This window comes from uncultured Campylobacter sp. (assembly GCF_938031315.1).
Taxonomy (GTDB): domain Bacteria; phylum Campylobacterota; class Campylobacteria; order Campylobacterales; family Campylobacteraceae; genus Campylobacter_B.
In genome coordinates this window covers 1-1,890 of sequence record NZ_CALHHT010000081.1, presented here as the reverse complement: position 1 = coordinate 1,890, position 1,890 = coordinate 1, and the positions used below count along the sequence as shown (strand labels likewise).

Annotated in this window: 2 protein-coding genes; both read right to left on the bottom strand. The window is 33.9% G+C overall.

All coding sequences use genetic code 11. The annotated features are described in order from the left end of the window. Positions 1-284 precede the first annotated feature (284 nt). Positions 285-854 (bottom strand): hypothetical protein, encoded by a 570-nt coding sequence (locus Q0236_RS02210; RefSeq protein WP_297914542.1) that lies wholly within the window; start codon positions 852-854, stop codon positions 285-287. 291 nt (positions 855-1,145) lie between these two features. Beyond that, the gene (locus Q0236_RS02205) at positions 1,146-1,760 is read right to left on the bottom strand and encodes a hypothetical protein (RefSeq protein WP_297914539.1); all 615 of its coding nucleotides are present in this window, start codon (positions 1,758-1,760) and stop codon (positions 1,146-1,148) included. Between the last annotated feature and the right edge of the window lie 130 nt (positions 1,761-1,890).

Here is a 1,890-nt window from a genome sequence, read left to right as displayed (position 1 = left end):
GAGATAATCGAGAAATTTCGCCTTCCAAAAAGCCTGATCGTGCGAACGGAGGGAAACGAGGAGTAAGCGCTGCGGATAGCAAGCTGCGCGGTAAGCTCTATATGGATCGCGAAGTAAAGTTTATATATGAACAATAAATTTGAAGTGCCAAAACATGAGTGACAAGAAATTTTGCGATTTATTGAAAAAAGTTTATTTTGGCGTGAGTGGAATGAATTCCCGCGCGTATTTTTAAGTAGAATTTCTTATCGCATCAGACATTGCGGAAACGTTATACCATATATTTATGCCCCTTTTAATGAATTTTTATATGCTTTATTTAGTTGAAAAAATGTAAAAAATAAAACTAGCGCCAAGATAATTCCGCTGAATAAAAAGAGTTTTTGTTCAAAGAAATTTTGCCTAAGATCAACTTCGATGATTACTTTATTATCACAATCTCCAAATTCTACGATATGAAGATTTATCATTTTTAAGATTACGCATTTATTATTAATGTATCTACTAAATATAAAATCACAAAAGTATTTTTCTTCATAGTCGTATTTATTTGTATCAATATGAAAGTCGATAAATTCCCAAGAAAAGATTTTGCCATTTCCCGCTACAGATATCTTGCAACCATTACCGCTTTTATAACTATGAAATCTGGAAAATTTCTCTACTGTTCCGGAAAAAATATATGGATTCCGCAAGGACTTCTCACTAGGTACAACTGCATAAGCAGCCAAAAAACATATAGGCATAAAAACCATAGAAAACATGGCAATCATTGCTAAAAAATTATGCTTTTTGGCAAAGCCGAATTTGATTAGATCATTACAATAATCCACGTAACGAAGCGGATTTTTCATTATGTTCCTTTAAATAAACATAGATGGTAGCCCAAAAAGCGCATGCTATCGCAAGTTCGGTAATTAGACTTAGCGGCTACCCTCGATATCCGCAAAGTGCGAATGGGCGCACAAAATCTAACTGCATTTTCATTAAATTTCAAATTATATTTACGATATATTGTATTGTGCGGCGGATTAAATGCTGCTTAATATTTTTATTACAAATGCGAAATAAAAAGCCTAGAAACAAAGGTTTGTACGAGCTAGCTTCTACATCGCGATTATCAAATACCTTTTCTTGCGGCCTTCTTAATATTTAAGACCGCTATCTTTCGTAGTAAAATAAATTTTTACATTCGAAAAAATAGGCAAATCTTGTAAATTCTCTAGTTCTACCTTATACATACCTTTTTGTAAGGGCGTGCAGGCGATCGTCGCACTATATGCGTCATAGTGTTTCTCGCCCCTATAAATACTCGTTTGCATATACGCGGGGCGTAAATTCCTCACCTCTGCAAACACGGGTTTTAACTTATAATAAAAATACTCCTTTCTGCGTCCAAATTTATTCGGCTCATTATCTATTTTGTATATCTTTAGACTTAGCGGTATTTTGGTACCGCGCAGCAGCGTTTCGTTCACGTCGTATTCCCCTCCTATATACGTATTTGCGAACTCATCATCCAAGAGCTTCATATCTCTATCGTAATCGTATGAGACAAAATCCAAAGTAAAATATCTACAAATTTTATCATCTTTGTTATTTATATATAATTCCGCTTTATTGCCGGCTTTAGTTAAATTTATATCGGTAAATTCCATAGGAATGCGCGGCTTAATTATCAAATAATTTATAAGCTCCTCCGCCACATAACAAAACAAAATAGACGCCGCTATTATAAAAATAAATTTTAATACTCTCATATTGCTCCATTTATAGGCATTTTAGCGGATTTATCCTTTCGTTTTAAGCATAATAGATTTTATTCACATTCATGAATATATGGATCTTTTAGGGTAAATTCGCCATGATTTCCCAACCAAAATTTTGCAT